The sequence below is a fragment of the Streptosporangium album genome (genome assembly GCF_014203795.1).
Taxonomy (GTDB): Bacteria; Actinomycetota; Actinomycetes; order Streptosporangiales; family Streptosporangiaceae; genus Streptosporangium; species Streptosporangium album.
Genome location: NZ_JACHJU010000001.1, coordinates 3,836,009 through 3,857,894, shown reverse-complemented (window position 1 = coordinate 3,857,894; position 21,886 = coordinate 3,836,009). Strand labels below are relative to the sequence as shown.

The 21,886-nt window shown below is 70.1% G+C and carries 26 protein-coding genes; 13 read left to right on the top strand and 13 right to left on the bottom strand.

The features are described 5' to 3' along the window. Window positions 1-16: 16 nt before the first annotated feature. Together FHR32_RS18620 and FHR32_RS18615 are read right to left on the bottom strand one after the other, a co-directional pair. Window positions 17-550 (bottom strand): flavoprotein, encoded by a 534-nt coding sequence (locus FHR32_RS18620; RefSeq protein WP_184755457.1) that lies wholly within the window; start codon window positions 548-550, stop codon window positions 17-19. A gap of 112 nt (window positions 551-662) precedes the next feature. Next, entirely contained in the window at window positions 663-1,160 is a 498-nt protein-coding gene (locus FHR32_RS18615; protein WP_312882455.1) for a YybH family protein, read from the bottom strand. On the opposite strand from FHR32_RS18615, the gene FHR32_RS18610 reads away from it, so the two are divergent. From FHR32_RS18610 to FHR32_RS47305, 4 genes are all read left to right on the top strand, one after another. Next, window positions 1,116-1,235: a winged helix-turn-helix transcriptional regulator gene (locus FHR32_RS18610; RefSeq protein ID WP_312882454.1), complete on the top strand. Its 120-nt coding sequence runs from the start codon at window positions 1,116-1,118 to the stop codon at window positions 1,233-1,235. The two genes, FHR32_RS18615 and FHR32_RS18610, sit on opposite strands and share 45 nt — an antisense overlap. A gap of 223 nt (window positions 1,236-1,458) precedes the next feature. After that, complete coding sequence (locus FHR32_RS18605; RefSeq protein ID WP_184755455.1) at window positions 1,459-1,959, top strand: SigE family RNA polymerase sigma factor; 501 nt, start codon at window positions 1,459-1,461, stop codon at window positions 1,957-1,959. 1 nt (window position 1,960) lies between these two features. After that, window positions 1,961-2,848 (top strand): hypothetical protein, encoded by an 888-nt coding sequence (locus FHR32_RS44555; RefSeq protein WP_246466200.1) that lies wholly within the window; start codon window positions 1,961-1,963, stop codon window positions 2,846-2,848. Continuing rightward, window positions 2,809-3,018, top strand: a complete 210-nt coding sequence (locus FHR32_RS47305; RefSeq protein WP_376773373.1) for an ester cyclase — start codon at window positions 2,809-2,811, stop codon at window positions 3,016-3,018. Before FHR32_RS44555 ends, FHR32_RS47305 begins: the two co-directional genes overlap by 40 nt. Window positions 3,019-3,125: 107 nt before the next feature. Here the strand turns inward: FHR32_RS47305 and FHR32_RS18595 are convergent, their stop codons facing one another. Continuing rightward, the gene (locus FHR32_RS18595; protein ID WP_184755454.1) at window positions 3,126-4,292 is read right to left on the bottom strand and encodes an FAD-dependent monooxygenase; all 1,167 of its coding nucleotides are present in this window, start codon (window positions 4,290-4,292) and stop codon (window positions 3,126-3,128) included. Window positions 4,293-4,370: 78 nt separating this feature from the next. Further along, a complete protein-coding gene (locus FHR32_RS18590) occupies window positions 4,371-7,550 on the bottom strand; it encodes an AfsR/SARP family transcriptional regulator (RefSeq protein WP_184755453.1) in 3,180 nt (1,059 codons plus the stop codon). Window positions 7,551-7,673: 123 nt separating this feature from the next. On the opposite strand from FHR32_RS18590, the gene FHR32_RS18585 reads away from it, so the two are divergent. From FHR32_RS18585 to FHR32_RS18575, 3 genes are all read left to right on the top strand, one after another. Further along, on the top strand, window positions 7,674-8,312 hold the full coding sequence (locus tag FHR32_RS18585; protein WP_184755452.1) for a TetR/AcrR family transcriptional regulator: 639 nt from the start codon (window positions 7,674-7,676) through the stop codon (window positions 8,310-8,312). Then, window positions 8,309-9,799: an alpha-L-fucosidase gene (locus FHR32_RS18580; protein ID WP_184755451.1), complete on the top strand. Its 1,491-nt coding sequence runs from the start codon at window positions 8,309-8,311 to the stop codon at window positions 9,797-9,799. Before FHR32_RS18585 ends, FHR32_RS18580 begins: the two co-directional genes overlap by 4 nt. A 136-nt stretch (window positions 9,800-9,935) precedes the next feature. Next, complete coding sequence (locus FHR32_RS18575) at window positions 9,936-10,664, top strand: DUF4097 family beta strand repeat-containing protein (RefSeq protein ID WP_184755450.1); 729 nt, start codon at window positions 9,936-9,938, stop codon at window positions 10,662-10,664. 34 nt (window positions 10,665-10,698) lie between these two features. Here the strand turns inward: FHR32_RS18575 and FHR32_RS18570 are convergent, their stop codons facing one another. Continuing rightward, window positions 10,699-11,268, bottom strand: a complete 570-nt coding sequence (locus FHR32_RS18570; RefSeq protein ID WP_184755449.1) for a CGNR zinc finger domain-containing protein — start codon at window positions 11,266-11,268, stop codon at window positions 10,699-10,701. A gap of 72 nt (window positions 11,269-11,340) precedes the next feature. Here FHR32_RS18570 and FHR32_RS18565 point away from each other — a divergent pair, with 72 nt between their 5' ends. From FHR32_RS18565 to FHR32_RS18555, 4 genes are all read left to right on the top strand, one after another. Beyond that, the gene (locus FHR32_RS18565) at window positions 11,341-12,096 is read left to right on the top strand and encodes a class I SAM-dependent methyltransferase (RefSeq protein WP_184755448.1); all 756 of its coding nucleotides are present in this window, start codon (window positions 11,341-11,343) and stop codon (window positions 12,094-12,096) included. A gap of 171 nt (window positions 12,097-12,267) precedes the next feature. Then, window positions 12,268-12,393 (top strand): hypothetical protein, encoded by a 126-nt coding sequence (locus FHR32_RS46035; protein WP_281390877.1) that lies wholly within the window; start codon window positions 12,268-12,270, stop codon window positions 12,391-12,393. Between the two features lie 14 nt (window positions 12,394-12,407). After that, the gene (locus FHR32_RS18560) at window positions 12,408-13,445 is read left to right on the top strand and encodes a scabin-related ADP-ribosyltransferase (protein ID WP_184755447.1); all 1,038 of its coding nucleotides are present in this window, start codon (window positions 12,408-12,410) and stop codon (window positions 13,443-13,445) included. A 35-nt stretch (window positions 13,446-13,480) separates the two neighbouring features. Continuing rightward, window positions 13,481-14,041, top strand: coding sequence for a type VII secretion system-associated protein (locus tag FHR32_RS18555; RefSeq protein ID WP_184755446.1), 561 nt, complete (start codon window positions 13,481-13,483; stop codon window positions 14,039-14,041). 6 nt (window positions 14,042-14,047) lie between these two features. Here the strand turns inward: FHR32_RS18555 and FHR32_RS18550 are convergent, their stop codons facing one another. The 6 genes from FHR32_RS18550 to FHR32_RS18525 form a co-directional block, all read right to left on the bottom strand. After that, window positions 14,048-14,389: a hypothetical protein gene (locus FHR32_RS18550; protein ID WP_184755445.1), complete on the bottom strand. Its 342-nt coding sequence runs from the start codon at window positions 14,387-14,389 to the stop codon at window positions 14,048-14,050. Further along, on the bottom strand, window positions 14,386-14,796 hold the full coding sequence (locus tag FHR32_RS18545; RefSeq protein WP_184755444.1) for a YbaB/EbfC family nucleoid-associated protein: 411 nt from the start codon (window positions 14,794-14,796) through the stop codon (window positions 14,386-14,388). Before FHR32_RS18545 ends, FHR32_RS18550 begins: the two co-directional genes overlap by 4 nt. A 400-nt stretch (window positions 14,797-15,196) precedes the next feature. Further along, window positions 15,197-16,132 carry an RNA polymerase sigma factor gene (locus tag FHR32_RS18540; RefSeq protein WP_184755443.1) on the bottom strand — a complete coding sequence of 312 codons (936 nt, stop codon included), beginning with the start codon at window positions 16,130-16,132 and terminating at the stop codon, window positions 15,197-15,199. 6 nt (window positions 16,133-16,138) lie between these two features. Further along, window positions 16,139-16,546 (bottom strand): YciI family protein, encoded by a 408-nt coding sequence (locus FHR32_RS18535; RefSeq protein ID WP_184756588.1) that lies wholly within the window; start codon window positions 16,544-16,546, stop codon window positions 16,139-16,141. 40 nt (window positions 16,547-16,586) lie between these two features. Next, window positions 16,587-17,012 carry a pyridoxamine 5'-phosphate oxidase family protein gene (locus tag FHR32_RS43020; RefSeq protein WP_312882452.1) on the bottom strand — a complete coding sequence of 142 codons (426 nt, stop codon included), beginning with the start codon at window positions 17,010-17,012 and terminating at the stop codon, window positions 16,587-16,589. Between the two features lie 2 nt (window positions 17,013-17,014). Beyond that, complete coding sequence (locus tag FHR32_RS18525) at window positions 17,015-17,233, bottom strand: VOC family protein (protein WP_246466198.1); 219 nt, start codon at window positions 17,231-17,233, stop codon at window positions 17,015-17,017. 332 nt (window positions 17,234-17,565) lie between these two features. Between FHR32_RS18525 and FHR32_RS18520 the strand changes: the two genes are divergently transcribed. Both FHR32_RS18520 and FHR32_RS47695 read left to right on the top strand, forming a co-directional pair. Beyond that, the gene (locus FHR32_RS18520) at window positions 17,566-18,252 is read left to right on the top strand and encodes an SDR family oxidoreductase (protein WP_184755442.1); all 687 of its coding nucleotides are present in this window, start codon (window positions 17,566-17,568) and stop codon (window positions 18,250-18,252) included. Between the two features lie 140 nt (window positions 18,253-18,392). Then, complete coding sequence (locus tag FHR32_RS47695; RefSeq protein WP_246466197.1) at window positions 18,393-19,838, top strand: cupredoxin domain-containing protein; 1,446 nt, start codon at window positions 18,393-18,395, stop codon at window positions 19,836-19,838. Window positions 19,839-19,989: 151 nt separating this feature from the next. Here the strand turns inward: FHR32_RS47695 and FHR32_RS18510 are convergent, their stop codons facing one another. Together FHR32_RS18510 and FHR32_RS18505 are read right to left on the bottom strand one after the other, a co-directional pair. Beyond that, window positions 19,990-20,793 (bottom strand): class I SAM-dependent methyltransferase, encoded by an 804-nt coding sequence (locus tag FHR32_RS18510; RefSeq protein ID WP_184755441.1) that lies wholly within the window; start codon window positions 20,791-20,793, stop codon window positions 19,990-19,992. 118 nt (window positions 20,794-20,911) lie between these two features. Next, window positions 20,912-21,580, bottom strand: coding sequence for a ribonuclease FAU-1 family protein (locus FHR32_RS18505; RefSeq protein ID WP_184755440.1), 669 nt, complete (start codon window positions 21,578-21,580; stop codon window positions 20,912-20,914). Window positions 21,581-21,886 lie beyond the last annotated feature (306 nt).

Sequence of the window (21,886 nt, the reverse complement as noted above, 5' to 3'; positions counted from 1 at the left end):
GTCGAGAGCACCGGGGTCAGGACGGGTCGGTGAGCCGGTCCATCTCCGCGATGGCGAGCTTCCAGGGATAGTCGTCAGAGCCGGGAGGACCTGACTCGGACGCCTCATGTCCGAGAAGGACACGCACGCCTTCGGCCCGTAGCTGTTCGACGCTGCGGCGGAACGGGACCCGGGTGGCGAGGCCGCCGTTCACGGACGGCAACACCACCACGGGGATCCCCAGGCCGGGGGCCTCGGCCAGGAGACCCAGGGCGTAGGTGTCGGAGATGCCCAGGGCGAACTTGTTGACCGTGTTGTAGGTGGCGGGGGCCACGATGATCGCGTCGGCCCGGGGCGGCTTCGGCTCGTCCGGCCTGCGATACCGGCTCCGGACAGGGCGGCCGGTCTGCTTCTCCAGCCCGTCGATGTCGACGAAGCCCAGTGCGGACGGGGTGACGACGACCTGGACGGTCCAGCCTCTCTCTTGGGCCATCGCGACGAGGCGGCCGACCCCGGCGGCGGTCCCGGCCGCGCACACGATCACGTAGAGGACCTTGCCGGTACGGCTCACGCGACGACTCCAGACGTTTCGGGGAGCGCCGCCGCCATGCCGGTGAATCCGCGGTGCCGTACGGCGATCCTGGTGAACGCCCCCACGCTACGGGGCCACCCTGCCCGTCGTCTTATCCGGTCGGCGTATCTGCGTGGACGCCGCAAGGGCTGTCGACGGCATACCGCCAGCGTCCGTCCTGCCCGCGCCGGGCGACGTCGGTGGCGGTGCCCTCGATGTGCACGGGCCGCCCGTCGCGGTCGACGCCGTCGATGACCCAGTCGACGATCAGCAGGGCGATGTCGCCCGCGGTGTAGACGTGCCGGGGACGGACGGTGATCGGCAGCCCGAGGCCCATGAACCGGCCGTTGGCGGCGTGAAGGTCCTGCCCCGTCAGCGATGTGCCCGGCTCGGGGACGAACACCGCCCCGCTCTCGTATACCTCTGCCACCGCCTCCGCATCGCCGCTGTTGAACCGTTCGGCGAACGTCGCGGGCACGTCCTCGGGACGTTCGGCAAGCTGCCACTGCCCGCGCTGTCGGACAAGGTCCTGTCCGACCGGCTGGCGCACCTCACCCAGGCCGGTGTGCTCGATCGCCGCCGCCAGCCCGGCTGGCCGCCCCGGGTGCACTACACGCTCACCTCACACGGACAGCGCCTCGGCCCCGTCCTCCAGTCGCTCTGGGACTGGGGCGCCCAGCACTGATCCCCCGCCGGCCGGAGTCCTGCGGCGCCGCACCCCACCGTCCCAGCATGGGAGGTGATTCACTCCGACGCCTCTCCGACCGGACCGGAGTAGCCCGCCAAGCGGTGCGCAGCGATCTCGGACCGACGCCGACCTCCGGAAAGTCAGCAGACTGAATCGCCGGCAGGACACCATAGATGCACGGCCTCGGTCGCATCTAGACGGATGAGACCCGAGGAGAGCCTTGCATCCCGACCAACAACGCGACTTCGCCGAATTCGTGGCCAGCCGATCGGACAGCCTGATCAGGCTCGCCTACGTCCTGACCAACGACCAGCACGCCGCCGAGGACCTGCTACAGACAGCGCTGATGAAGACCGCCGGTCACTGGCGGAAAATCCGCGGCAATCCCGAGGCCTACGTGCGGCGGGTGATGTACCACGAGCAGGTCGGCCGCTGGCGAAGTCCCCGCTGGGGCCGCGAACGAGTGGTCCGGACACCTCCCGAGCAGCCGGTTCTCGACCGCACCGGCGAAGTCGAGAACCGTCTCACCCTTCGGCAGGCGTTGCGCGCCCTGCCGGTGCGCAAACGCGCGGTGCTCGTGCTGCGCTACTACGAAGACCTCAGCGAATCGGAGGTCGCGAAGATCATGGGCTGTTCGGTGGGAACCGTCCGCAGCCAGACCCATCAGGCGATCGTCCGGCTCCGCGAGCTGGTCGGCGAACCCGTCACCCTGGAGGCCTGACATGACCGTCAACGGACAGAAGATCGCCGAGGAACTGCGGCTGATCGCGGGCGAGGCCCAGCCGGTCAACGCGCTCGCCTACGCCTCCCGGGCGGCCACCGGATCATCGAGGCGCCGCCGCCTGTCGTGGTCGCTCGCCGGACTCGCGGTCGCCGCGGCCTCCGTGGTCGGCGTACTCGTCGTGATCCCCTTCTCCGGAGGCCAGAACATCGCCGCGCAGGTCTTCGAACTGCCGCAGAACACCCCCGAGCAGCTGCGGGCGGTACGTGAGTGCATGCCCATGGGAGGCCCGGTGCACGACATGAACGGCAAGCAGCGGATTCCCGGACACGGCAAGGCCGAGGACTTCCGCGTGCTGGTGGAGTACCGGGACGCGGTGGGGTCGACGGCGCTTGTCGGCAGCACCGCCGGGTTCGTGTTCTGCACGCCGCAGAAATACGAGGCGTTCGCCGAGCGCGCGGTGTTCACCTATTGGGGCTACAAGTCCCCCGGTGATCTGGCGGCCGGACTGTCCGGAAGCCTCACCGTGGATGCCTACGAGGATCAGACGGACTCACACGGCATGCGGGACGACGACCAGAGCGGTGGCAGCTACCGGGTCGTGGCCGGACGCGTCGCACCCGGCGTGCGGCGAGTAGAGATCGACTGGGCGGACGGGCGGCTCACCGATGCGCAGGTGGCCAACGGCTTCTTCGTCGGGCGGGTGCTCGGGGAATCGGTCTCGGATCCTCAAGGCGGCGTAGACGCATTGGGCGAACCCAGGAAAATCCTCGACACCCCCTCGGTCACCGTGACCGCCTACGACGAGGCGGGCCAGGTCGTCGGGCAGGAGAAGGACGTCAACTACGCCTGGCGGGGTCCTGCCTACCGGCCTACCGGCAGGAACTGACCGGCCATCACCACGGCACGCTGCTCGGAATCACCGGCACCGGCCGACCCAACGGCTACAGCGGAACCAGGTTCTTCACCGCCGCCACCGGGCGACTGACTGAGGCGTGGGTCCTCGGTGACCTGGACTCCCTGCGCCGCCAGCTCGGCCGGACCGCATCCGACGGCTGAACAAGGCATGACCACGACGCACGAACTCCCCGGCTGCCCGAGGGTTGCCGGAGCCGTGGGGTCCCCGCACCGGGGAGAGCGGCTCCCGGCCGTGTCCCTCTCGGGAGTCACCTCGGGACGGAGGTGCGGGCGAGCTTCGCGTAGTCCTTGAGCTCGATGTCCGTGGCGAACCAGTCCGTCGTCTTCAGCATCGCCTTCAGCAGGAACCTGCGCTTGAACATCCAGTTCCGCATCCTGATCTTCGCCGGGGTCGCCGGGGCGAGGAAGGGACCGGCGCTGCCCTGCCTGGCCACCTTGGCGTAGCCGCGGAACACCTCGTCGTACTTCTGGAACGCCGTCCGGTGGTCGCCTCCGGCCGCCGCCAGTTCCCCGGCCAGCACGTACGCGCCCACGACGGCCAGCCCGGTGCCGAAGCCGCCCAGGGTGTTGCCGTAGGCGGCGTCGCCGAGCAGCACCACCCGGCCCTTGGCGTACCGGTCGATGTGGACCTGGCTGATCGAGTCGAGGTAGAGCTCGCGCGCGTCCAGCACCTTGGCCATGAGCCCGGGGATCTTCCAGCCCCCGTTCCGGTAGGCGTCGATGAGGATCCGCTTCTGCTGGCCGGTGTCGTAGCGGTCGTAGTCGAGCTGCTCGGAGGCGAAGACGAAAAACGCGGGCGCCTTGGGGCCGCCGACCGACACCATCCTGCCCGGCTCGTTGTACATCGCGCCGCTGAAACCGGCGTCGAGGTCGGCCAGCGCGTAGTAATGGCCGAGGAATTTCACATACTCCGACTCGGGGCCGAAGGCCAGCCGCCGGACGTTGGAGTGGATGCCGTCCGCGCCCACGACGAGGTCGAAGGTGCGCGGCGCGCCGCGCTCGAAGGTGACGTGCACGCCACCCGTCGTCTCGGTCAGCGAGGTGATGGAGTCACCGAAGACGTACTCGCAGCTCTCCGCGGTCCTCTCGTACAGCAGGGCGGCGAGGTCGCCGCGGAGGATCTCGATGTCGCCGCCGCTGAACTCGCCCGGCATGACCGTCAGCCGCCTGCCGTCCGCGTCGACGATGACCTGGTCGGTCCCGCCGGTCTGGCGCCGCCGTACCTCCGCCAGGATTCCCATCCGCTCCAGCACGGTGAGATGGGTCGCGCCCTTGAAGTCGACGGCCTGGCCGCCGGGACGGAGCGCGGGTGCCTTCTCGACGACGGTGACGGTGCAGCCGTAGTGGTTCAGCCAGTAGGCGAGTGCGGGTCCGGCGATGCTCGCGCCGGAGATGAGGACCGTGGTGTTCTTCATGTCCGGAAGCTTCGCGAGGGGCGCTGACAGCTCACCGACCGTCAGCTGACAGTCACGCGTCCCCGTCGTCGAGCACTGTCAGCGCCTTCCCGTCTCCCGGTCCTCCCCCGGCTCGCCGCCTTCGCCGTCAAGCAGGTTCAGTACGTTCAGCGCCTCGTCACGGCGCATCGCGGCCCCCTGGGCGAATGCCGACGCGAAAGCCTCCACACCTGCCAGGGCACGGGCGTCCTCGGCGATCCGGGCGACGTCGCGGTCACCGGCCACGGCCATCCCACGCAACGCCACGGCCACGCCGAGCAGCAGCGCCGCCCGTTCTCCGGCGCCCTCCCGCGACGTTTCCGCTCCTTCCAGCAGGGCGGCTCCGGCCTGTCCCTCGGCGGCGATGGCGAAGTCCGTCGTCAGCGGCGACCTCCGCGCCGCGGCCAGCGCCTGGCGATGGCGGAGCCGGGCCTCGGCCGGGTCGCCCTCGGCCTCGGCCAGCCGTCCCAGCGCGGTGAGCGCCCGCGCCCGCACCCCGTCGACGAAGGGCCCGGTCTCCGAGGCCCGCAGCGCCGCGTCGAACCGGCGCCGGGCCTCGGCGAGATCGTCGTCGGACCGCGCGATCTCGCCCATGCCCAGGTGGATCTCTGCGGACACATCCGGCCAGCCCGCCTTACGGACGAGTTCCTCGGCGTGCCGGTAGTCGGCGGCAGCGGCGGCGAGATCCCCCTGGCGCACCAGGGCCGCCGCCCGGTGCGCCAGCACATCCGTGCTCTCCTCCAGGGCGCCGAGCTCCTCCAGCAGCGCGAGCGCCTCCCCCCACAGCTCACGGGCCCGCCCCCACTCCCCGCGCAGGCTCGCGACCAGCGCCAGCCCGTCAAGCCCCTGAGCCGTTCCCCAGCGCTCGCCCAGGGAACGGAAGCCGAGCAGCACCTCCTCGAACCCCCGCTCGGCCCGGGCATGCTCACCGTCGAGCATCGTCAGCAGGGCCAGGCTGAGCCGTCCCAGCGTCTGGTTCCACGGATCGGAGCCGAGCAGCCGTCCGGCCTCGGGTCCGATCGGACCCGACGGCCCCGCGATCATGCCCCACATGGGCAGGGTGAAGGGGTGCCGTGCCGGACGGTCCAGCGCCCCCATGATCGCCCCGGCCTGTTCCCAGTGCTCGGGCCCTGCCCGGGGTACGGCGTGCGTCACGCACATGACGTACTCCTCCTCCAGCCCCTCGGGAGGCCGGCCGATCGCGTCGAGGAGTTCGGCGGCCGCCTCACCGGCCTGGCTGCGCCGTCCGCTCAGCCACCAGTACGCCGCCAGCGCGGCGATCAGCCGCAGCGCCGTCTCCCGGTCGTCGCGTACGGCCCGGCGCAGCGCGGCCATCAGGTTGCCGTGCTCGGCGGAGAGCAGGTCCAGCCACCGGAGCTGCTCGGCCCGGCGCAGGTGGGGATCCGCGCGCTGCGCCAGGTCCAGGAAGAAGCGGGCGTGGGCGCCTCGCAGACGCTCCTGCTCTCCGGCCTCGGCCAGCTTCTCCGCGCAGAACAGCAGGATCGTGTCGAGCATCCGGTAGCGGTCGCCGTCCGTCTCGATCAGCGACTTGTCCACCAGGTCGGCCAGCAGCTCGGCGGCGTCCTCCATGCCGCAGACCTCTTCGACCGCCTCCAGGGACGCACTCCCCGCGAACACGGTGAACCGCCTGGCCAGCGCCTGCTCGTCCGGGGTGAGAAGGTCCCAGCTCCATTCCACCACCGCGCGCAGGGTCCGGTGCCGGGCCGCCGCCGTACGGTCGCCGCGCGACAGTAGCCGGAACCGGCCGTGCTCGGCCAGGCGCGCGGCGATCTCCTCGACGGTGAACGACCGCAGCCGCGCCGCCGCCAGCTCGATGGCCAGGGGCAGTCCGTCCAGCGTCGCGCAGATCCGGGCGACCGTCTCCGCGTTGTCCTGCCGTACCTCGAACGCCTGCTGTACGGCGGCCGCCCGGTCGGCGAAGAGCCGCACGGCGGGGTAGGACAGCACGGCGGACGGCAGGGAGCCCTGCGGCGGGGTGGCCAGCGGCGCCAGTGGCACCAGTGTCTCGCCGGTGATGCCGAGGGGCTCGCGGCTGGTGGCCAGGACGCTCAGCCCCGGGCACTCGCCCAGCAGGCTGCGGGCCAGCGTGGCGACGGCGGTGACGACGTGCTCGCAGTTGTCGAGGATGAGCAGCAGCTCCTGCCCGGCGAGCGCCGACACCAGGCGCTCGGTGGGGTCCGACGGGCGCAGCGGCTGGAACCCGGCCTCGCGCAACCCGAATGCGTCGAGCACCGCCTGGGGCACCTGGTCGCCGCCGTTGAACGGGGTGGTGCCGCCGGGCAGGGAGGCGCCGCCGCGGAGCGGGGAGAGATCGGCGAAGCACACCTCACGCCGCCCGCGCCCGGCCGCCTCGATCGCCAGCCGGGTCTTGCCGGTGCCGCCCGGCCCGATGATCGTGATCAGCCGGGAGTCGCGCAGCGCGTCGATCCGTGCGAGCTCCTGTTCGCGCCCCACGAAGCTGCTGAGCTGCGCCGCGAGCCGCCGCGGCACCGGCCGGGGCTTCTCGGCGCGCAGGACGGCCAGGTGGACCTCGGCGAGCTCGGGCGAAGGGTCGGCGCCGAGCTCCTCGGCGAGCAGGCTCCGGGTCTCCTCGAACACCGCCAGTGCCTCGGCCTGCCGTCCCGCCGCGTGCAGGGCGCGCATCAGCTGCCCTCTGAGCCTCTCCCGCAGGGGGTGCGCGTCCGCCAGCCGCTGCAGGTCGGCGATGGAGGCGCCCTCGGGAAGGGCGAGCTCCGCCTCGGCGAGATCCTCCTCCGCCGCCAGCCGGAGCTCCTCCAGCCGTGCCGCCTGTGCCTGCCCGAAAGGCAGGTCGGCCAGGGCCGGCCCCCGCCACAGGCCGAGCGCCTCCCGCAGCGGGCCGACGGCGGCCCTGGGAAGGCCCGCCGCCAGCTGCCGACGTCCCTCACGGGCGAGCCGCTCGAACCGGTGGGCGTCGACGTCGTCGGGGTCGATCGCGAGCCGGTATCCGGACCCGTGGAACTCGACCGTCTCGGCGGGCAGGTTACGGCGGAGCCGGGACACCTGGGCCTGCAGCGCGTTGGCGGCGCCGGCGGGAGGGTCGTCGCCGTACTGGCCGTCGATCAGCTGTTCCACGCCGACCACCCGGCCCGCGTTCAGCAGCAGCATCACCAGCAGGGCACGCGGCCGCGGTCCGCCCACGGAGACCGCCTCACCGGTGGGGGACCGTACGTCCAGGGGTCCGAGGATGCCGAACTGCATGACGCCGATTGTCCCCCATGCTCCAGAGCGGCCAGGGAGCCGACGGGATCGGCAGGGCTGTCCGGTGCGGACCGGTGCCGTCCTGAGGGAAGGTCCGCATCCGTCACACCCTAGACTTTGCTCATGCAAGCTAATTTTCGTCCAGGTGAGCAACGGACGTTCACCGAGCAGGCGCGGCGTGCCCAGATCATCGAGGCGGCCGTCGAGGTGATCGCCGAGGTCGGCTCCGCGGGGGCGTCCTTCGCCAAGATCGCCAAGCAGGCCGGGCTGAGCAGCACCGGATTGATCACCTACCACTTCGCCAACCGGCAGGATCTGATCAACTCCGTCGTCGGGGAGGTCATGGCCGCGTTCGCCGGTCACGTCGGCCCGCTCGTGGACGCCCAGCCGACCCCCGCCGACGCACTGGACGCCTTCGTCGGCGCCAACGTCGGTTTCATCCGGTCGCACCGCAAACACCTGCTGGCCGTACTGGACATCGCCGCCGGCTCCCGCGCCACCGAGAACGGGGCGGCCGCCTCCGCCGCGGTCGCGCGCGCGGACCTCGACGCGCTTGAGGACCTCCTGGCCCGGGGCCAGCGGCAGGGGCAGTTCCGGCAGTTCGACCCCAGGTCCGTCGCGATCGCGATCCGCTCCCTGCGCGACGGGATCCTCGGCGCGCTCACCGTGGATCCCGGGCTCGACCTGGATGCCTACGGAAAGGAACTGCGCACCCTGGTCCGCCTCATGACAGCCGTTCACACCCCGGGAGAAGCACCGTGACCCACCTGCCGGACAGAGCCTCGCTCGGCGCCCGCCCGATCCCCGGCTGGTATCAGGACGCGAAGCTGGGCATCTTCCTCCACTGGGGCCTCTACTCGGTCCCCGCCTTCGCCGATCCGGCGGCCGGCGACTTCACCTCCTTCATGCGCGACCTGACCGCGATGAAGGACACCCGGGGCAACATCCCCTACGCCGAGTGGTACCTCAACGCGCTGCGCGTGCCCGGCTCACCGACCGCCCGGCACCACAGAGCGACGTACGGCGACGACTTCCCCTACACCCGCTTCCGTGACCGGTTCGACACCGTCGCCGCAGAGACCGACCTCGGCGACTGGGCCCGGTTCTTCGCCGGCACGGGCGCCCAGTACGTGGTCATGGTCACCAGACACCTGGACGGATACCCCCTGTGGCCCACCAAGGTGCCCAACCCCCGCATGCCCGCCGACTACCGGGTGCGGCGGGACCTCGTCGGCGATCTCACCAGCGCCGTCAGAGCACAGGGACTCCGGATGGGGCTCTACTACGCGGGCGGCATCGACTGGACCTTCACCGACAGGCCGATCCGCACCATGACCGACCTCATGGAGCATCAGGCGCTCGGTGAGGAGTACGCGCGATACGCCACGGCGCAGTGGCGGGAGCTGATCGACGCCTACCAGCCGTCCATCCTCTGGAACGACATGGGCTGGCCCGCGGAGCAGGACCCGCACGAACTCTTCGCCCACTACTACGACTCCGTCGCCGAGGGGGTGGTCAACGACCGCTGGACCCAGGTGAAGATGCCGCGCAACCGCCTCGCTCGCCGCCTCTACCTCCGCTTCATCGCCACGACGCTGAAGCTTCTGGCCCGCGGCGGCAGGCAGCTGCCCACCCCGGTTCCGACCTTCCACTACGACGTCCAGACCCACGAGTACAGCTCCCCCGAGACCGCTCTCCCCCATGCCTGGGAGCTGACCCGGGGCCTGGGCACCTCCTTCGGCTACAACGCCCAGGAGAGCGCCGCCGACATGCTCACCGGCACCGCACTCGTCCGCCTGCTGGTCGACGTGGTCAGCAAGGGCGGCAACCTGCTCATCAACGTCGGCCCCGACGGACACGGCCGCATCCCCGAGATGCAGCAGCAGCCACTCCGCGAGCTCGGCGCGTGGCTGGAGACCAACGGTCAGGCGATCTTCGCGACGCGCCCGTGGACCCGGACCCGGACGGCCACTCCGGACGGCCACCCCGTCCACTTCACCTGCAAGGACACCACCGTCTACGCCACCGTGCTCGCCGACGGCCTCCCCGGGACTCTCGTCATCCGTGACCTGACGCTCTCTCCGGGCACCCCTGTCGAACTTCTCGGCGCGGACGGACGCACGGAACTGGCATGGACCCAGAGAGGGACGGATGTGGAGATCACGGCGCCACAGCGGCGATCTCCCGCGCATGTGCTGGTGATGACTCCTCTCCCGGGCCCGGGGCTGTCCCGGCCGGCCCCCGAGTAGGTAAAACGTTCCTTGCCACACTCCGGAACCCCGTCCTCGACCGGCCGGCCCGGAATACCTTCGAGGCACCTGGGGGACTTCCCGTAGGCGGCGGCCGTACGGCCCGGCGGAAGATCGATACCGCGAGGACGGGAAAATGACAGCCATCGCAGTAGCACTGCTCGCATCCGGTCTGGTGCTGGTGGGTTGCGACCCGGTGCAGGTGGGTGGTTTCGAAGGCCCGGCGGAGGTGGGCGCCGGCGCGGAGCGGCATGAGACCGTCTCCTACGACGTGACCGGCGAGCTGACCGCACTGCGGGTGGCGACCGGGGCCGGAAACATCGAGATGACGGAGAGCGCCAGGTCAGGCGTCCGGGTCACCGAAAGCCTCCGGTGGAAAGGCCACAAGCCCGTCACCAGGCACCCCGTGGACGGCGGCACGCTGACGCTGGACTACACCTGCCCGTCCGGCGACGACACGTGGCACGACCGGATGTGCGTGGTGGACTACCGGGTGGAGATCCCGCACGGCCTTGAGGTCAGGGCCGACGCCGGAGCGGGGGCGGTCACGTTGCACGCGCTGTCGGGCACGGTGGAGGCGCGGGCGGGAGCCGGCCCCGTCGAAGCCGACAACCTGTCGGGCAGGCGGGTCACCGCCTCGTCCGGCACCGGCGAGGTGAGACTCGTCTTCAGCGGCCCGCCCGATGCGGTCGAGGTGCGGACCGGCACCGGCGACGGCGTGGTACGGCTGCCGCGGGGTGCCTACCACGTCGTGACCGGCACCGTCACGGGGAGCGAGCGGATCGGCATCGTCGACGACCCCGCCGCCCCGCGCTCGGTCCGGGTCACCAGCGCCACGGGGGACATCGACATAGCCCAGAGCTGAGGCTCGGCTAGCCGGAGGGCCGCCATGAGTGACCTCACGGGACTCTGCCTCTGGCACGGAAGGCCGCGGTCTTGACGCGGTTCTGGCAGGCGGTGCCGCAGAACCGGCGGGTGCCGTTGCGGGAGACGTCCACGTAGACCCGGTCGCAGTGCGGTGCCGTGCACACACCGAGACGGTCGTGGAACTCGCTCCCCAGCACGATCGCCAGCCCGGTGGCGCAGCTCGCCGCCAAGTCGCCGGCCATGGTGCCGCCGGAACCGTGAAAGTGCAGGTGCCACGGCTCCCCGTCGTGCCGTTCGAGCAGCGGCCGGGCGCGGGTCTCCTCAAGGAGTCCGTTGACCTGCAGGGCCGCCGTGTCGATGTCTCCCGTTGCGACGGCGTCGAAGACCATGCGCAACCGCGCCGCGATCTCGACGAGGTCACAGGCCTCCCCCTCGGCGACCTCCCGGTGGCTCGGGTAGCCGGTCCGCAGGCCCTCGGTGGCGGCGGCGGCGAGATCGCGCGGCGGCGGGAAGGCTCGGCCTCGCCGCTCTCCCGGGGTCAGCTCGTTGACCAACCCCACCGCCATCCGGACGATCGCATCGGCGTGACTGTTGAAATCCACTTGACCAGTTACATTCTCGTGTTTTAGTTTGTGACTGCCACAAGCTTAGACGACAGTCACAAGGAGACGATTGTGCTCACCCACGATGCCGCACTCGAGTGGATCGCACGCTGGGACCGCCAGCAGGAGGGCTATCTGCCCGACCGCGAGGAGCGATTCACCGCGTTGATCGACGCCGTCGAAGCGGCGGGCCGCCCCGACCCGCTGGTCATCGACCTCGGCTGCGGACCGGGCTCACTGTCCGCCCGCCTCCTGGAGCGGCTGCCCGAGACGACGGTGGTCTCGGTCGACGCGGACCCGCTGCTGCTCGGCCTCGGCCGGGCCGCCTACCCTCATCTCAGGTTCGTCTCCCTCGACCTGCGCACACCCGGGTGGACCGAGTCCCTGGGCCTGGAGCGGCCGGCCGACGTCGCGGTGAGCACCACCGCGCTGCACTGGATCTCCGGACCGGATCTCGCGAAGGTGTACGCCGAGCTGGCGACCGTGCTCCGTCCGGGCGGGCTCCTGCTCAACGGTGACCACATGGAGACCGACGACACCGCCCCGGCCATCGCCCGCCTCGAACGCGCCGTGCACGATCGGGAGACCGAGCGCGCGTTCGCCGGCGGACGCCCCGAAGACTGGAGCCAGTGGTGGGACGCGGTCGCCGCCGATCCCGCCTTCGCCGAGCTCAACGCCGCACGCACCACCGCGGGCGCCGACCACCACGGCTCGGAGTCCCCCCTGCTCTCCGCACATGTCGACGCCCTCCGCAATACCGGATTCGCCGAGATCGGCACCCTCTGGCAGCGCGGCAACAACCGCCTCCTCTGCGCCGTCCGCGACTGACCCGGGCATCGGTGACGGCGGCGACCCGAACCGGGCCGGCCCGGAGGCGACAGGCCTGAGCTCGGGGGAACCTACCGATAAGATCACGGAAGTTGCCCCCACGTGGCCCAGGACCTCCATCCTGAATCGGCGACGTCACGGAGAAGGGCACTCGGCGAGGAGGCCTGCCTCATGCAGCATGTCGACGGTCCCGGTGCGACGGTACGGCGGGCCAGGAATACGGAGGCGGTCCTCAGCCGGATCTTCGAGAGTGCGACAGGCGAGTCCGGCCCTGTCAACCGCACCGCCGGCCGCTGAGTTCATAGATCGCCGTGGCACTGCAGCCTCCGGCCGAGCTCGCCACCGTTCTCAACCTTGTCGGATTCTGGTCACCGGTCAACGAGGACACGTTGTACGAGTCCGGACAGCGGTGGATCACGTTCGCGACAGCGCTGAGCCGCAGTTCGTCGGCCGCCGACACGCATGCCGCCCGGACCACGTCCCGAAACGACGGCGACGGCGTCAGGGCATTCGACGAGGACTGGCGAGACACCTCGAGCCGGTCCGGCGACGCGATCGCCGCCGCACTGCTCATCGGCTGCGCCCAGCAGATCTCGGCCATGGCCGTGCTCGCCATGAAGGTGGCGCTGATCGTCGTCCTGATACGGCTCGCGCAGAACCTGTGCCGGCTCGCCGCGGCCTCGGGCCCCACGGCCGGAGTCTCCCTCACGGCCGTTCCCGCCGTCGTGGGCAACGCCCGCCTGGCCGTACGGCAGATCATCCGCAAGGTGGTCGACCTGCTGCAACGGAGCGTGGTCCGCCTCTTCAACCGGGCCTCGGCCCTCCTGCGAAAACCTCCCGTGCGGGGAGGGTCCGGGGCGCCCCGGCCCCCGAAGCGTCCGCCCATGCCCGTCCGCGGTCCGGACAACTACCTGGAGTCGGCCGCCGACAAGAGCGTCGACGTGAAGAAGATCACTCCTTATCCGATGTGGCGCAGGGAGCGCGAGCTGCTCTACCGTGCCGACAACAGGGCGCCGGACGAGGTGTTCGAGCACGGACTGCACCCGCAGGATCCGTCCGCCACCAACCTGTACGACCACGTGAACAAGTCCACCCCCTCCGCCTTCGTGGCGACCAGCTCCCGCAGGGACATCGACAACGTCTTCGTGCGGCGCCACGTCTATGAGGTGGACGCCCCCGGCGGGATCGACATCCAGCGGACTCTTCCGGAGGCGACCGCCCGGCTGGGCCACGAGCAGGAGGTCGCCTTCCCCGGCGGTGTGCATCGGCGATACATCTCCGGCGCCTGGCCGGAGGGGGTGCCCAAAACACCGGAGAACTTCATCCCCAACCCCCGCTTCGACCCGTGACCCGGCTACCCTCAGGCGTGATCAGGAGGATCTCCGTGAACGATGCCCCACCACCTCCGCCTCTCACGGACGAGCTGCGGGAACAGGCCCGACGCAGCCCCGGAGCCTGGCTCTACGCGGTCGATCCCTTCTTCGACCCCGACGGCGAGGTCCCGCCGTACGGCATCGTCGGCGCGTGGCAGGTCGACGCGGCGGGCGAGATCACCGGTGAGTTCCGCCGTAATCCGAACCACCGGCCCTCGCCGGTGGCGCTCGGCTATCCCGAACCGACCGACCCCGTCGACAGGGCCGTCCAGCTCAGCCTGACCGGCTACGCCACCGGGCAGGACATCACCCCGCTCCTCCTGGAGGCCGACGTGATCGTCGCCGCAGGCCCGGGTGGCGGCATTCCCGTGTTCGACACGGGTGAGGGCCGGGCGGCGTTCGCCTACACGACGCAGGTCCACCTGCCGGACGAGCTCCCGGAGAGTTCCACGGGCTGGCAACGGATCCACGGCGGCGATCTGGTCGCACTGCTGCCCGCCGACGTCGGCATCGCGATCAACCCTTCCGGGCCGGTCGGCGTGATCCTGCCACCCGCCGATCTCCGGCGGTAGCCGGCGTCACAGCCGCTGGGCGGCTCGCATGATCCGGTCGGCCTCCTCCGCGCTCCGCCACTCCGCCGACCGGTAGTCCGCGGCCATGAGCTCCACGCCACCGCCCGTCGTCACATGACGCTCCGCCAGCGCCTCATAGACGTCCAGCGCGTGCTGGGTCACCGCGCGATAGGCCGCGCCGACCATGCCCCCCATCTCGTCGTCGTCACCCCAGGGATCGCCCTCTCCCTCCAAATAGGCGCGCAGGGCCCGCACCTCTTCCAGGCGGCTCGCGCCGGTCTCGGAGAGACCCGTGCCCGTGCTCCGAAAGTCGGCGTGCGAGACGTCCATCCCGTAGCTCGCGGTCACCGCTCCTCCAGCCGTCGTACGGTCGACTCGATCCCCGACGCGAACTCGTCCAGGCGGCTCAGCACGTCGGCGTGAACGCCGTCCAGGCTCTCCGCGAGCTTCCGGAGATCCGGGATCACCGCCGGCTCCAGGCCGGGGATGCCCGCACGGAGGTCGTCGATGGCCGCGTTCACCGCCATGAGGACCTCCCGTGCGAGGTCCTCCGACGCCATCCGCATCACCCGCGGATTGAGGTTCAGCTCACGCAGCCGTCCGTCCGGACCGACCAGGACGCTCACATGCCCGCCCGCCGCCTGGCCGCTTCCCCCCAGCGTCTCCTCCGCCGATTCCAACGGACTCTCCGGTTCGGAGAGCGACCGGATGCTCTCAGCCAGCATGTCACCGACGCGCTGCCCGTTCTGATGCACATTGACTGCTTTCAGTAGGAAAGAGGAGATATGGTCCAATGCGAATGAGCCACGGAAGCCAAGTTAGCGCCGATTTTCGCGAAGCGTAACTCGCCCCAATCGGAGCTACTTCGATCTTGTCGGCGATGTCGAGAAGCCCTTCCCGGCAAGGGTTTCTCATTTCCGCGGTGCCGGCGAAGCGGGGCGACCGGGCTGCCTGTCAGGCCACGATCGTTTTGCTGTGGTCCGGGACGGCGAAGCCATGAGCGTTTCAGTCGACGCAAGAAGCCCTGAGAACACGGGGATCTCAAGGGCGGAGACTTCGACAAGTGAGACTTGAACGGCAAGTGACGCGGTCCGGCCAGCCAACAGGGTGAGCAGACCGTCCCTATCGGGTCGGTGCATGCCTGCCGCCCGCCGCTCAACTGCGCAGTTGCGCGTTGAGCCGTGCGGCCTGTCGCGTGAGGTGGTCGCGTTCGGGGAGGCTGGGCGCCGATCGGGCAGCTTCGGCGTAGAGCCGTGCTGCGGTCACTGGGTCACCGTCACGCTCGTGTAGGTACGCCGCGACGGCGGCGTGGCGGGGCAGGGCGGGGTCGAGCCCCGCCAGGCCGGCCCGCGGGCCGTCGGCCTCGCCGATCAGGCGGGTGTTCCACAGGCTGCGGTCCTGCTCGGCAAGAGGCACGAGCCTGCCGTCGGGGCCGGTCCGTGCCGGGCGCCGTGCGTGGTGGAGCAGCATGAGCGCGAGCAGGCCCGCGACCTCCTCATGGTTGGTCTTGGCCGCCAGCTGGCGAGTGAGCCGGATCGCCTCGCCGGCGAGGTCGACGTCGCCGGAGTAGCCCTCGTTGAAGACCAGGTAGAGCACGCGCAGCACTGTGGCGACGTCACCGGGCTGGTTGAACCGGACGCCCGAGACGGTCCGCTTGGCCCTGCTGATCCGCTGGGCCATGGTCGCCTCCGGCACGAGGTAGGCCTGCGCGATCTGACGCGTGGTCAGGCCGCCGACCGCGCGCAGCGTGAGCGAGACGGCCGAAGCCGGTGTCAGGGACGGGCGCGCGCACAGGAAGTACAGCTGGAGCGTGTCGTCCACCACCTCGCCCGGGCCGGGCATGGGCTCGCCCTCGACGCGTACCTCGCGGTGCCGTCGGGAGGTATCGGCGCGGGCGGCGTCGAGGAACTTACGCCAGGCCACGGTGACCAGCCAGCCCTTGGGGTCCCGCGGCGGGTCGTCCGGCCACACGCGCACGGCCTCGACCAGGGCGTCCTGCACGGCATCCTCGGCCGCCGCGAAGTCGGCTCCGCGACGGACGAGGATGCCGATCACGGTGGGAGTGAGGGTCCGCAGCAGGGCCTCGTCCACCGTGCGTCACTCCGTGATGGTCGGGGGCGCGGCCAGGAACGGGCGCACCTCGAGCCACTCATGGATCGGCTTCCCACCCGCACCCGGAGCCGCGGACAACTCGCCGGCCAGCTCGAGCGCCCGCTCGTAGGTCTCGACGTCGATCACCATCCAGCCGGCGATCAGGTCCTTGGTCTCCGCGAACGGGCCGTCGGTGACCGGCGGCCGCCCCTCGCCGTCGTGGCGGACGAACGTGCCCTCCGGGGAGAGCGCCTGACTGTCGACGAACTCGCCGGTGCCCTCGAGCCGAGCGGCGAAGTCCTGCATGTACTGCACGTGGGCCGAAAGCTCCTCCGGCGTCCACTGGTCCATCGGCACGTCGTTGACCGATGCCGGCGCACCCCGGTAGTGCTTGAGCAGCAGGTACTTGGCCATCATGTTCTCCTTAGTGCGGTACGGCCCATTGTGGCCGTGTTCACTGTGGGGACGAAGCCGCGCGCGGGTTCTCGACATCCCACCGCGACATTTCCTGGCGGACTTCAAAGACTCCGCGCACTCCGAGGCGCCACAGATGGGCACAGGGAGCCGCTTCGCGTCCGAGGCGCGAAGGGCACGGTGGTGAGCCAGACCCAGCCGCGTCGGATCGCCGCTTCTCGAGTCGTAGGGCGAACGCACCGGTGTCGATCGTCAGGGCAACCGTCGGGTTCTTGCGCAGGGCCGGGAGCTTCGGGGCGTTCTTCGCAGTGCACATGACGATCTCCGAGCCGTTCCAGGTGAACCCGATCGGGACATTGCGGGGTGTGCCGTCCTTGGCGACGTAGGCCAAGCGGGTCAGGTCGCGGGCCAACAGTTCTCGGCTGATCGGTCGGTTCAGAACCTCGGTGATCTCGTTCGGTTGCACGGTTATCCCTCCGTTGTCGTTAGCTCGAGTCGTCCATGGCCGTCCGGGGTCTGCACGACCGCGATTTCTGCCCGGACGCCGTCGAGCCCCACGACGCGATCCACCCACCGGCCCTCGACCGGCCCCTCGCCCTGCAGCTCGAGTCCGAGCTCGACGAAGAACTCAGCCGCGGCCGCGAGATCATCAACGACGATGCCCATGTGGTCCATCCGTTCGATCATGGTGGTTCTCCTTCTCCGTCGCGCGGCCCGTCGTGGCCGCTGGTGTCCCTGGGACGGAGCCAGCGCCACATTCTCGACACCCGGAAGCGTGCTGAGTTCTAGGACCTGCTTCTGGCCGTCACCGGATCCTCTTGGGCTGACGCTCCGTCACCACCGAATCTGCGACAGAGCCCGGTTTTCGGTGTAACTCCTGATCAAGGAGGACACCCCTGATGAGTACGGTGATCCAGGCATCGACGGAGATGGACCTGGAGGACAGCCGGCCGGAAGGGCATGCTGGAAGGCGTACGAAGCCGTCGGCTGACCTGCCGATCCGAAGGGACCACTGGATCATGACCGCCTCAATCATCGTCGGAGGAAGCAGCGGACTGGGCCGCGCCGTAGCGCAGCGATTCGCCGACCGCGGCGACACCGTCATCATCACCAGCCGCACCGCGGCGCGCGCCGACACCGTGGCCGCCGAAATCGGCGGCACGACCCGAGGCCTGGCCGTCGACCTGTCGCGGCCGGAGACGATCGCCGCCGCACTCGTCGATGTGCGCACGGTCGACAACCTGGTGATCACCGCCATCGAACAGGGCGTCAACTCCCTCGCGGACTTCGATATCGCCGAGGCCATCAAGACTGTGACCATCAAACTCGTGGGCTGCACCGAGACAGTGCGAACCCTGCGTGACCGCTTCACCCCCGGCGCGTCGGTCGTGCTCTTCGGCGGCCTGGCCAAGGAACGCCCCTACCCCGGTTCCACCATGGTGACCGCCGTCAACGGAGGTATCACCGGTCTGGTGAAAACCCTGGCCGTGGAGATCGCACCCCACCGCGTCAACGCGATCCACCCAGGCGTGGTCGGAGACACCCCGAAGTGGCGCGACGTACCCGACCACCCGCACATACCGCGTACCCCGATCGGGCGCCTCGTGGCGACGTCGGAGGTGGTCGACGCCACTGACTTCCTTCTCCGCAACACCGGCGTCAACGCCCACGACCTGTTCGTCGACGGCGGACTGCTCGTCACCTGACGCATCGGCGGACATGCCCCTGGGGGTCGCCTGCCGGTGGCGGGCGACGTCTTCGGAACAGCGGGCCGGGCGCTCGGTGTGGTCGGCGCGGCGGGCTTTGCGGGAGGTTGACCGGCCGCCGTCCAGTGTCGAATCTCGGCGTGACTGTCGCCTGGGGTTTCTGGGCGTCGGATCTGCCGGGCCGGAGCGGGGCCGCCGGGCTCGGCTGCCTGGGGCCGACCCTGGTGGCGCGGCGGGACCGGCCGTCGATCGTCCGCTACCGCAACCAGTTGCCGGCCAGGCACCTGCTGCAGCGCTCGATCGATCAGACCCTCTGGCGGCAGGTACGCGGCGTTCCCCCGGATCCGCCTGGCGGCCGGCACCTGGACATGCCCCACGACGTGACCGTGTGGAACGTCGTCCACCTGCACGGCGGATGGAACCCCCCGCAGTCGGACGGCAACCCGGCCGCGTGGTTCACCCCCCACGGGCTGCACGGCCCCCTGTACGCCACGCTGCCCGGAGCCGCGCCCAACGAGGCGATCTACGCCTACGGCAACCGCCAGCGGGCGACCATGCTCTGGTACCACGACCACGGGATGGACCTCACCCGGCTCAACAACTACGCCGGACTGGCCGGGGTTTATGTGATCCGGGAGCAGGCCGAGGACACGCTCGGCCTGCCGCAGGGACGCTTCGAGGTCCCCTTGATCGTGCAGGACCGCACGTTCAACCGGGACGGCTCGCTCTTCTACCCCGCCAAGGGAGTGACCCCGTACCACCCCATCTGGTCCCCGGAGGTCTTCGGAGACACGCCCATCGTGAACGGCAAGGCCTACCCGTTCCTGGCGGTCGAGCCACGCCGCTACCGGCTGCGTGTGCTCAACGCGTCGAACTCGCGCTTCTACCACCTGTGGTTCGGCGACGGCCGGACCCGGCTGCCGTTCTGGCTCATCGGGATCGGCGGCGGCCTGCGCGATCACGCCTTGCGCTGCACGGACCTGCTGATGGCCCCGGCGGACCGGGCCGACATCGTCATCGACTTCGCCTCGGTGCCCTTCGGCAGCACCCTCACGCTCATGAACGACGCCGCCGCACCCTACCCCGGTGGAGGCGGCGGGCCGGCCGGCCGACCTACCGATCTCGATCGCCGCACTGCTGGTGGCGCACGGCTGCAACGTCGGGATGGCCCCGGTCATCGGCGGCGCCAAGGCGCTGAGGCGCGATCGGCTGTCCCATGTCGATCAGACCTACCTGCGGCTGGCTACCTACAAGGCCGCCAACGCCCCCTCATCGACGCCCAGGCCGGCATCGGCCTGCCGCGGATGTTGGAAGAGCTCTCGCCTCACGTGCGGGTCGACCAGAGCACCGGCGACGTGGTGATCCGGCCGCCGGGGTTACGGAAGGACGCCCGTCCGATCGACCTCACCCTGACCGAGCATGACCAGATCCTGCTCGTCCCCTCCCATTTCGTCTGGCCAGAGCTGATCGCCGTGGCACAGAAAGACCTGCGGGACAGTCAGGAGCGGCTGACCGTACTGATCTTCTACGCCCTGGGTCGATACCCGGACCGCCCCAGGTCCAAGTCTGGGGCGACGGAGAGGTGAAGGCACCCGATGATGTGTCCTTCACGGTCGAGGCGGGGAGCGTCACCGATTCGGACGGCACCTGCCGCCCGGGCGACGTGCCGCGCACATCCGCAAGCACCACACCACGCACCTGGATTCGACGGTCGACACCACGGCTCCGGCTGACGCTCTACAGTCCGGCTCCGGTTCCGATCCGGCCGATCAGCATCGTCACGTGAACGTGCTCGGTGAACGGCGCCTGCTGCTCCAGTGCGCGGCGGATCTGTTCGGCGAACAGCGGTCGCTGATCTGGCGCGGGCAGTCTGTCAACGGGAAGCGCCGAGTAGACGCCGCCGACGATCTGGTCGAGGTCCAGTTCGTCGACGTAGTCGACGCTGGTTTCGCTCAGGTCGAACCCCGCGGCGGTCAGGCCGCCGCGGTACCGCCGCCCGCTGGCGTCATCAGTGCCGCAGGTGCGGGTGAGCCTGAGGCCCAGCCATTGCTCCAGACAACCGCGCAGCGCCTGCGACCAGGCGGTGTCCTGCAGCCACAGCGGCGCTCCGTTGGTCACCACGGCCACACCTCCGCCGGGGCGTACCAGCGGAACCAGCGCGCGGAACAACTCCTCGTGATTCATCCAGTGCAAGGCCTGGCCGATGGTCACCGCGCCCACGGTCCGGTTGCCGAGCAGCGCGCCCAGCATCGGAATGTCGGTGTCGGCTCCGACGATCCAGCCCGCGTTGGCCACGCCCTGCTCGCCCGCGGCGCGGCGAGCACGGAGAAGCATGTCCGGTTCCGGATCCACACCGACGACCGCACGCACCCGATCGGCGATCGGCAAGGTCAGCTGGCCGGTTCCGCAACCGACATCGACCACGATGTCATCCCTGGTCAGCTTGAACGCGTCCACCAGCGCATCGATAACGGCTTGGGGATATCCGCGTCGGTACCGGTGATAGAAGTCGGCCACTTCACCGCGAAAACCTAGATCCATGGCTGTATCGTGCCCGTCGGAATCATCGCCGTGACAGCGTTTCAGCTCGCAGCGTCAGCCCGGAAAAACTGTCGTGCATCCACGCAAGGTGGTCGAGAAGGTCAACCGGCCGCATCGACTACGGGGTCGAGCCCCGGCGGAAAACGTCAACCGAAGGCGGACACGGAATCATCCTCGGCGGCTCAGTAGGGAGGCCAGGCAGTCCCCAGGTCGCCGGAGGGGTGAAGTCGCACCAGCTCCCGTCGAAGGGAAAGGCCCCCGCCTCGATCAAGCCCGTCACCCGCTCGCCTTCGGCGCGGACAGCGGACGCCTCCTCCGCCGACCAGTAAGCCGGATGCCCGATCTTCTCTGCGAAGGATTCCTCGTCCTTCCACTGCCACACCCGGTCCGGGGCGACGGTGATGTCGAGCTCATGGTCGATCACATCGACAGCATCGCCCCTCTGCCGGCGCTGCTCCAGGTTGACGTACCAGCCCTCGAAGACCAGATCGGCGGAGAAGAGCCACCAAACCGCATGGGCTGCGCCCACAGGCAGATACACCAGGTTGTTACGCGGACGCCACCGACCCGTCCTCAGCGGGTAACCGTCCTCAGGACGCTCCTCGGGTGGGATGTCCCGCAGATGTGAGCCCTCGGGAAGTTCCACCTGCCACGTGGGCGTGCCCGCCGACAGCCACACCATCGTGCCCTCGTTCGAGCGGCCGACCACCCGTGCCGCGCTCGACACGCTCAAGTGACCACCGAGGTAGAGGTTCAGTATGAGCGTATGACCTGACATGACACGCATGCGGTGATCATCGCAGGGTCCAACGCTCCAGCCGCGGATGCCCCTGTCAGCGATGGTCTTGCGCAGGCCCGCGCCCGTCCATCCCCTGATCCGAGGCAGAGAAGGCCCTACCGGCAGTTGCCGCTACGCGGCCGGAGCATGTCGCGAACCCGTCGCAGCCCAGGCGTGCGGGAGCGGGCAGGTCCGGGCGGGCCATGGAGCACAGTACGGGGTGAGCCGGCGAACGGTAGCCAAGGCGTCGGCGCCGTCGACCATGTGCTCCTTGAGCGTCACCCGGTCCACCCGCGCCTTGAGTGTGGAGGGAAT

Bases quoted from the DNA above. Each gene is read 5' to 3' on its own strand.
- FHR32_RS18525 (WP_246466198.1), bottom strand. From the start codon at position 17,233: ATGATCGAACGGATGGACCACATGGGCATCGTCGTTGATGATCTCGCG.
- FHR32_RS18510 (WP_184755441.1), bottom strand. From the start codon at position 20,793: ATGGATCTAGGTTTTCGCGGTGAAGTGGCCGACTTCTATCACCGGTAC.
- FHR32_RS18590 (WP_184755453.1), bottom strand. From the start codon at position 7,550: ATGCAGTTCGGCATCCTCGGACCCCTGGACGTACGGTCCCCCACCGGT.
- FHR32_RS46035 (WP_281390877.1), top strand. From the start codon at position 12,268: ATGCAGCATGTCGACGGTCCCGGTGCGACGGTACGGCGGGCCAGGAAT.
- FHR32_RS18520 (WP_184755442.1), top strand. From the start codon at position 17,566: ATGACCGCCTCAATCATCGTCGGAGGAAGCAGCGGACTGGGCCGCGCC.
- FHR32_RS18535 (WP_184756588.1), bottom strand. From the start codon at position 16,546: ATGGCCAAGTACCTGCTGCTCAAGCACTACCGGGGTGCGCCGGCATCG.
- FHR32_RS18595 (WP_184755454.1), bottom strand. From the start codon at position 4,292: ATGAAGAACACCACGGTCCTCATCTCCGGCGCGAGCATCGCCGGACCC.
- FHR32_RS18505 (WP_184755440.1), bottom strand. From the start codon at position 21,580: ATGCGTGTCATGTCAGGTCATACGCTCATACTGAACCTCTACCTCGGT.
- FHR32_RS44555 (WP_246466200.1), top strand. From the start codon at position 1,961: ATGACCGTCAACGGACAGAAGATCGCCGAGGAACTGCGGCTGATCGCG.
- FHR32_RS18575 (WP_184755450.1), top strand. From the start codon at position 9,936: ATGACAGCCATCGCAGTAGCACTGCTCGCATCCGGTCTGGTGCTGGTG.
- FHR32_RS18585 (WP_184755452.1), top strand. From the start codon at position 7,674: ATGCAAGCTAATTTTCGTCCAGGTGAGCAACGGACGTTCACCGAGCAG.